The sequence below is a fragment of the Ancylomarina euxina genome (assembly GCF_003863355.1).
In the GTDB taxonomy this organism is placed as follows: domain Bacteria; phylum Bacteroidota; class Bacteroidia; order Bacteroidales; family Marinifilaceae; genus Ancylomarina; species Ancylomarina euxinus.
On record NZ_QQWG01000023.1, the window covers coordinates 52,781 to 61,332 of the forward strand.

Here is an 8,552-nt window from a genome sequence, read left to right on the forward strand (position 1 = left end):
GCAAGTTTATAACTTGCCCTTTGGTTTATTTGATAGAGATCATTCGTGAAGGTTTAGGTTTTGCTTCTTCCTTTTTAGGAAGATGAATAGAAAGAATACCCTCGTTATATTTGGCTGAAATTTTGTCACCATCAATTAAATCGACTGGTAGTCGAAATGACCTCTGGAATGATTGATATGAAAATTCTTTTCGTGAATATTTCCCGTCTTTACTTTCCTTTTCACTTTTGATTTCAGAGGAAATGCTTAATTGATTATTTTCTAAATGAATGTTGAAGTCATCTTTCTTCATACCAGGTGCCGCTACTTCAATCGTGAATTCATGATCATTTTCACGAACGTTTACGGCGGGTAAAGTTGTATTAGTACTTGAATAGTTTGAATTGTTCCAATCCATCCAATCTCTCGAGAAGAAATTGTCAAATAAGGATGGAAATGAATTGTCTGAATTTCTCTTTACTAGTGTCATGATAAATCCTCCTTAATTAAATTTTAAAAATCATTAATTAATAATCTGTTTTATTTAAAAATTTTGGAGTCGCGATCCACTTACTTTTGATCAAATTGAATGCCAAAATGGATTGATGATGAATGAACTTGTCTGTGCATGGTTATGGATTGCAGTATGTTATGGTTGTTTTGTGAATTTCGGTATGAATGGACATGGAATGAAAAAATGTCATTAAAAACTGCTGTCGCAGATCTAAAATGTCAAAATGTCGGATAAATAGTCGTTTAACAGTAAAATTGACATTTAATAACAAGGACTAAGTTTGTGAATAAAGAATTGGTATAAAGGTTTTAATGGGTAGTGATGCTTGCTGAATCAAATTTGTGCTTGTCTTAAAAATATTAAAAAATGCAAACGTTAACGTTCATATCCCTTTAAAATCAAGAGGTGTGTGATGGTGATGATTGAAATGATTTCAGTATCTTTATTTTATTATTACAATCATTAACTTAAATAAAAAGGAAGTTAGAGCGAATGATAGAAGAAGTTGTAAGGGTACATGATAGATTCTCTGTTGAGATTAAAATGGGCTATGAAGCTCGTAAAGATCGAAAAGTGAATGAATTTTCGGTTAAGACTTGGTTATTTATCCCAAGTAAGCTGGATATTAATTCGTCAACTTATAAGAAAGAGGACTTTTACAACGATTTTAACTCCAATATTCGTTTGATTACACCACCTTATTTATTAAGAGAAATTGCTCATGGCGATCATTCCGTTTTTTCTTATTTGAAGGAAGCCTTTGAAAAGGTGGCGAACTATCCCGGCCCAAAGAACGAGGCAAACTACGAGTATCATATTCGCATGTTTCATTCTATTCTTAAGTCAGCACTTCGAAGAGAGATTCAGCATATTTTAAATAACGATATGGCTGATGACAGGCGTTATTTGATTGATGCCTATATCGAAAATGTGAGAACGATTGCTCAGCATTATCGCGATTTGCGTCCCATTGTGAATGTGCCTACCATGCAGAAAGAAATGTTCGATTATTTTTTGTTTGGTGATGAGTTTATGAGCAATCAGTTTGAACAGCATAGCGGTTATCTGTTTCGAGGCTTACGTAAAAAGTATTCTGCCGATTTCGATCGGAGTAAGGACGAGATTCTGAGTTTGATTAGGGATGAAATTTCCTACAAGCGTGCCAAGGGTTATTTGGTGGTGGAGAAAGATTCTTCGGACCGTAACCGCTGGTTAGTTCATCGCAAAGGGGTGTTTAATAAATATTTCGAAGGGCAGTTATTGCTCTCTTCCCGTAAGAAAAAGGAAGGTCTTTTTATGATGCAGTTGCTCTATAGCATTGCAGCCGGAATGGCTATGATTATTGGCGCTGCTCTGACCTTTATTTTTCAAAAAAGTCTGGGTGGTTTCACAATTCCCTTATACATTGCCTTGGTTATTATTTACATGCTTAAGGATAGAATCAAGGATTTGACTCGTCATTATTTGGTGGGGAAGATTAACAAACGATTTTTCGATCACAAGACCATTATTCGAGTAAAGGGGGATGAGAAAATAGGTTGGTGTAAGGAGAGTTTTGACTTTGTGAGTGAAGATTCGGTTCCTCTTCGTGTGATGAAACATCGCAATCGCTCCCGCATTATTGATATTGAGAGTAGAGGAGTAGGCGAAAAAATTGTTTTTTATCGCAAGTTGCTTCGACTGGATCAGAAGGCTTTGGATAATTCTTATGGCAATTATAACATTACAGGCGTGGTTGATATTATTCGTTTTAATGTTTCGCGTTTTATTCAAAAGATGGATAATCCTGAGATTCCTCTTTATTATATGAATGGTGATGAGTTTGAGAAATTATCCGGCGAAAAGGTTTATTTTATGAATATGGTCCTTCGTTTTAAGTTAGACGATGAAACGGCTTATCGTCGTTACCGAATTATTTTCAATCGTCGGGGCATTAAGAAGGTGGAGAAGGTTTAATATAATAATGTTAAGTGTAGTTTGTTTAATTTTTATGTTTTCTATAAATTAGAGGGTTTAAAAATCTAATTAACATACGATATCATGAAAAATGCACTTTACATTAGTAGCTTATTATTTTTAATTACTTCGATTTTTTTAATCATTCAATATCCTCACTCAGGCAGAATGTATTTAATTGCTGGTTTTTGCGCTATGGTTGGATTGGTAATTAATATTATAAGTTTCTCCATTAAGAAAAAACAATTAGGATAAAAAACTGAAGAAAATAAAATTAAACGGGTGAAAGGTGTGATCGGCAGGTCGTACCTTTTTTTCAATATATGTTATGTATTAATCTCTGATTTTAGAACAAGCTTTAATAATGATTACCTTTCACAGTTTTTTTTGCCTGCTTTAAAACTTAAACCGACTAACAAATAATTAAAATGAATCGATTATTCAATTTAAGTCAAGTACTCTTGTTTGCAGTACTACTTTTCTCTTGCAAAACACCAACTCCCAAAGATCTTTCAAAGGAAAACCTGATTCCCAAGCCCGCAAGTCTTGTTGCCACAGGTAGCTCATTTGAATGGACTGAGAAAACAAACATATATGTGTCCGTAGGGCAGGAAGAATTAAAAGCTATTGCAAAATACCTGGCTGATTTTATTGCGCCGGCAACAGGATTTAACACTGAAGTGAATGCGGTTAAAAATCCCAATTCGAAAAAGGGTATCGTTTTACTTCTAAATAGAGAATTGACAGCATTGGGTGATGAGGGCTATCAATTGAATATTACAGAGAAACGTGTGGTATTGGAGGCTTATCAATTGGCAGGTTTGTTTAGAGGTTTGCAAACCATCAGACAATTGTTTCCGGCTAGAATTGAATCGAAAGATCTGCAGGCAGGTCCCTGGGAGTTGGCAAGTGGAACTATTGAAGATAAACCTGAATATGGGTATAGAGGTGCTATGCTCGATGTGGTTCGTCATTTCTTCGATGTGGCTGATGTGAAACGATTCATTGATTTAATTGCGGCTTATAAAATGAATGTTTTGCATTTGCATCTGACCGATGATCAGGGCTGGCGAATTGAAATAAAAGCCTGGCCTAACTTAACGAAGCATGGTGGTAGCACTCAGGTTGATGGCGGTAAAGCTGGCTTCTATACGCAAGCCGAATATTCTGAAATTGTGAAGTATGCACTAGAGCGTTATATCACTGTGATTCCTGAGATTGATATGCCGGGACATACCAATGCCGCTTTGGCATCCTATGCTGAATTGAATGCTGATGGTAAAGCCAGAGACTTATATACAGGAACCGATGTGGGTTTCAGTACGCTTGATGCCAATAAGGAAATTACCTACAAATTTATTGATGATGTGATTGGGGAGTTGGCAGCGATTACGCCAGGTGAATACATTCATATTGGAGGTGACGAATCGAATGCAACCAAGAGGAAAGATTACATCAGCTTTGTCAACCGGGTTCAGGATATTGTGAATGCTCATGGTAAAAAGATGATGGGCTGGGCCGATATTTCTGCTGCCAATCTCAAGGATAATACAATCGCACAATTTTGGCATACCAGAACAAAAACGGCTTTGGATGCGGTGAAACAGAATGTGAAGATTATCATGTCGCCAGCCAAGAGAGCCTATATGGATATTCAATACGATTCACTATGTCACTTGGGTTTACATTGGGCGGGATATACCGAGGTAGATGATGCTTACGACTGGACCTTGGAAAGCAATGTGAAAGGTATCAGCAAAAAGGATATTATTGGAATAGAAGCACCGCTTTGGACAGAAACGGTTGAGACCATTGATGATATCGAATATCTGGTTTTTCCACGTTTACCGGGTTATGCCGAATTGGCTTGGTCGAATCATCCAGATAAATCATGGGTGGAATATAAAATCCGATTAGGAAAACAGAAGTCGCGATTTGAACATATGGGGATTAACTATTATCCTTCGGCTTTGGTGCCTTGGGAGGACTAATTCAATTATGAATGATAAGTTATAAATGATGAATTAGAAGAGGTGTGAAATCATTCAAGCTTTCTCTTCCTTTTTAAGGAGGAGTGCCTGAGGAACGTAGGCGAGGTGGTTTTTCTGGAATAATAGAATTGTAATAGTAAAGGCCGCAAAAAAGATATCAATCTCTTTGCGGCCTTTGCTTTTTTCTTCTTTGTGTTCCTTGCGTAAACCTTTTTATAAACTAAGGATCACGATCAGATTGACGTTTTAATACCAATTTAATATCAAAACTGGCTTTAAGCAAAATGAAATATTTTTAGCTAGATCAAGTCAAAAAAATGGTTCTATGTTGAATATAGTGGGTGAAGTTTAAACAATTAAATAGTACTATTTTTTATAGCTGTAATTATTGAGCATTGATTTAAGAGATCTTATAAACCTAATGGGTGATTAGTAAAACCGGGAAGTTCCGAGCTTGCCGAGGAAATCACCCGGCTGCACTTATCATACAGGCAGTTTTAAGATTGAGAAAATCGCGGCTCTTGAATTTTTGGTTCTTTTGTTTCAAGACAAAAGAACAAGTAAAAAAATGCTTTAAAAATAATTCACCCACCCAAAACAATATAGCAGCAAAAAGTAAAAGATAGCCGAGTTACCTTGCATTTTTTTTAACGAAGATATAGCTGAAAAGTACGGCTTTAGCCCTCCTGAGCTTGCGAATCAATATTTCATAAGACGCGTTTTGATGTTAATTTGGTATTAATACCTATTGTAGAATCGTTTCAACTCATTGGTGAGCTGTGTGTAAATAGGTTTAGTGAATTCCACAAATAAATCTTGTCGCGCAGGTGGAAGAATAGGTTCGTTTTTGCAAATCTCTAGTTCTTCTTTAGTCAAAGCTCTTTCGTCACCATTAAAGTGTCCCCATTCGCTAAACCATACATACTGGCCACCCATTTGTTTATTATTGATGATTCTCTTATTTTCGAATTCTTCAATCTGTAAGGAAAGCAGGCCTTTAGAAATAACCTCACGTTTGTGAACATGTAGTTTGGCTTTCACCTTATTATAAACCTTAATACTTGTACCATCCTTAAGTTTAGTGGTTCCTACCTCGACACTATCGGCACTAATAACCTGTTTTTCTATATCCGTATCGTGTGTTTCTCCCACAACAAAATCTTCGAAACGCATGGCAATCACATGATCGGGGTATTCTAATTTCTCCATCTCAGCTTGTTTGGGCGTGTAGAAACGCACAAATTGACGTCTGATATTATTCGTAATATATTGCGTAACCTGATCTTGAAAGAATTCGGCACTAAAGCTATATTTTGCCGAATTTACAGGAATATGCTCGATAATAACTTTTAGAGTTGCCATATATTCAGCTTCCTGCATTTTTGCATTGACATCCTTAAAATTAGGAACAAACTGATTGGCTTTTGCAAAATGGCCATAAGCAGATTTTGCAGCATTTCGCGTTCTTTTAGCCAGTTCTCTTAAACCTAAATTATAACATTCAGGTGCTGCCAGTTGTCTAGCCATATCTTCTTCAGCTCGGAACGATTGTACATTTGAGAGTAAACGCAAGGCGGCTGGGCATCGGTTTATTTCATTGTACATTCGGTTAAGAATCTGATACTGTGTAATCGATTTTGTGTTCTTTAAAGGATCAGGTGAATTTAGAATCGCTACAATTTCTCTTTTCGACATCTGTACTGCTAAGGGGTAACTCTCCAGTAAAGTTTGTTGTGCTTTGCTTTTATCTGGATTCGACCTTAATCGGTCAACCGATTTTAATACGGCTGAGTAATAGTCACCATTTTGTAGTGCTTTTTCACCTGAACTACAGGCAGCACAGATAACTGATAGTATGATTAGTGAGAAGTAGATAATTTTTTTCATAGATATTGGATTAATTGTGTGTGCAAATTTAAATTTTTATCTGAGAATAGGGCAATCTTAGAAATGAGTTTCCTCCATTTTCTTGCTCTTGTCTTAGTCTGACTGCTGAATTGCAAATATTGAACCAAACTTGAAATAGAGTATTGTACTTATATCTGTATACGTTCTAATATTTACTGATAAGCGTTTTTTGAAGGTGCTTAATCTTCCTTCTTTGAAGGTCAAGGAATCGAAAAATAATTGTTTTGGTTTAATTGGAAGCCTTGTCGTGATAAAAGTGGAGTGTAGAGGGCTAGGGAAGGTGCTGTTGCTAAAATAGAAATAAGAAAGTTTAAAATTAAGCTATTGAATTATGAAAATTCAATGGCTTAATCGAAGGATAGGGCAAGAGAATTAAGTTATAGAACAAGTTACCAACTTGTAATGACTTGTGTGTTAAAAGAAAGAGCGAGATATCTTGATTGGGAATGCTCTGTTTTGTAATTATTATTTAGTAAATTAGGTTTTATTCTTGCTGAACACAGATGATAAGGTGCTTGTTGATGTTTTTTGCTGTCTGTTCTGAAAAATATGCGGGCTGTTGCATTTTTAATAGGGTGTGATAGAGAAAAGAGAGGAGATAAAGAGAAAAATAGATTGTTTGTTTTATTTGTGGCAAGGACTTATTGGAGTACGAAGGCTGATTTTTAAAGTGCGGGTGCAAAAAGCCATAACGCGAAGGTTGATTGTGTAAAAGAGAGGCTTGATGTTTTGAGAGCGAATGCTAATAAATTAGCCGGAATGGTAAAGATCTTAAGCGAGCGAGTTGATTCTTAAGTCACGAAAGTCAGCTTTTTATTTGCGACAGACAATCTCTAAAGTGAGAAGGTCAATTTCTATTTGAACTTAAAGATGAATTTCTAAGAAGATGAGTTGACTTCTAAAATTCAAATAAACACCATATGATTTAGCCTTATGGATAAACATCAAACCCTAACGTATTATCAAGCTTTAAGTCTTTTAAAGTTAGAAGACAAGCTTGATGAATTAAAGCAGGATGCTTTTTACCAAAAAGTGATTCTAAAAGTCAGAGATCATGTGACTCGAATTGAAGATTTTAAAAAGAATCAGGAAACGAGTCGCTATATAACGCTTTCAAAACAAGAACATAGAGAGACGCTCGAAGTGATTTGTTTTCAAATTTCCAATGGACTAAAGTACCAGGGTTTTATCAATGACTTTGTTCCTTTTAGAGATCTTAAAGGCTACGGTAAAAACCAGCTTTATAAATACTCTGGATTAAATTTACTAAATAAATCGAAATATTTACTTGTTTTTACACAAAAATACGGCAAGGAAGTTGAAGATGCTGAGCTGGATACTGCTTTGATGAAGAACTTGGCAAAGGCGATATCTGATTTTGAAAAACTTTTGGAAAAACCCCAAAATCATATTGAATCTGTAAAGAAAGCAACAGCTGCGATTAGTGATGAACTAAGAGCTTATAGCTTATTGCTAAATCGTGTTATCAAACCTTATATGTATAGTAAATATGAACAAACTCAACCTGAAATCTATTCTAGATTTTTGATAAGCCTTAAAGGGAATAAAATATCTAAACGTAAAAGAGCTTTGATAGGTAGAATTACGGATACAAATGGGAACCTTTTGCATAGAGTGCGTGTTTCGGTTGATGGAAAAAAACCTGAGGTGAAGCGAGGAACCAAGGGGAACTATTTCTATAAAAACATGACCAATGGATCTCATCAGTTAAAATTTTCCTGCAAAGGCTATGAACCTATACTTAAAGAAGTTCTGATTTTGGCATCGCAAACCACCAGGCTTAATGTTGTCATGCAAAGGGAAAGCCAACAAGATAAATGAATCTATCGTTTCTTTATAATCCTAAACATAAAATGCTTTATCTTATGCTTGTTTTCAATCTTATTTTTCATAAATTTGACTACTGTCAATTATACGCCTTGGTTATGATATAGAAAGTCTCTTGCAAAAGCAAAAAGGCAGCTCGACGTAATTACAGTAGGTAATATGGTGAATGATAACAATTTGAATTAAATAATAGATAGGTGAGATAAAGTGCATTGCACCTTAGCCACTTGTTAGGTGCAAGCCGCCTGAAATTCGATACATAGAGCACTTTAAGCAACTGAAAATTAATGAAATTGACAATAGTATAAACCAAAAACCATTTAAGACATGAGAAAATTAGAAGAAATATGCAAAGT

Annotated in this window: 5 protein-coding genes; 3 read left to right on the plus strand and 2 right to left on the minus strand. The window is 35.5% G+C overall.

What is annotated here, in order from left to right; genetic code table 11:
• Positions 1 to 25 precede the first annotated feature (25 nt).
• The gene (locus DWB61_RS16070) at positions 26 to 469 is read right to left on the minus strand and encodes an Hsp20/alpha crystallin family protein (RefSeq protein WP_125031947.1); all 444 of its coding nucleotides are present in this window, start codon (positions 467 to 469) and stop codon (positions 26 to 28) included.
• Between the two features lie 516 nt (positions 470 to 985).
• On the opposite strand from DWB61_RS16070, the gene DWB61_RS16075 reads away from it, so the two are divergent.
• Together DWB61_RS16075 and DWB61_RS16080 are read left to right on the plus strand one after the other, a co-directional pair.
• The gene (locus tag DWB61_RS16075; RefSeq protein WP_125031948.1) at positions 986 to 2,449 is read left to right on the plus strand and encodes a hypothetical protein; all 1,464 of its coding nucleotides are present in this window, start codon (positions 986 to 988) and stop codon (positions 2,447 to 2,449) included.
• 428 nt (positions 2,450 to 2,877) lie between these two features.
• Positions 2,878 to 4,440, plus strand: coding sequence for a beta-N-acetylhexosaminidase (locus DWB61_RS16080; RefSeq protein WP_125031949.1), 1,563 nt, complete (start codon positions 2,878 to 2,880; stop codon positions 4,438 to 4,440).
• A 738-nt stretch (positions 4,441 to 5,178) separates the two neighbouring features.
• Here the strand turns inward: DWB61_RS16080 and DWB61_RS16085 are convergent.
• Entirely contained in the window at positions 5,179 to 6,327 is a 1,149-nt protein-coding gene (locus DWB61_RS16085) for a hypothetical protein (RefSeq protein ID WP_125031951.1), read from the minus strand.
• A gap of 954 nt (positions 6,328 to 7,281) precedes the next feature.
• Between DWB61_RS16085 and DWB61_RS16090 the strand changes: the two genes are divergently transcribed.
• Positions 7,282 to 8,190 (plus strand): carboxypeptidase-like regulatory domain-containing protein, encoded by a 909-nt coding sequence (locus DWB61_RS16090; protein ID WP_125031952.1) that lies wholly within the window; start codon positions 7,282 to 7,284, stop codon positions 8,188 to 8,190.
• The last annotated feature ends 362 nt before the right edge of the window (positions 8,191 to 8,552 follow it).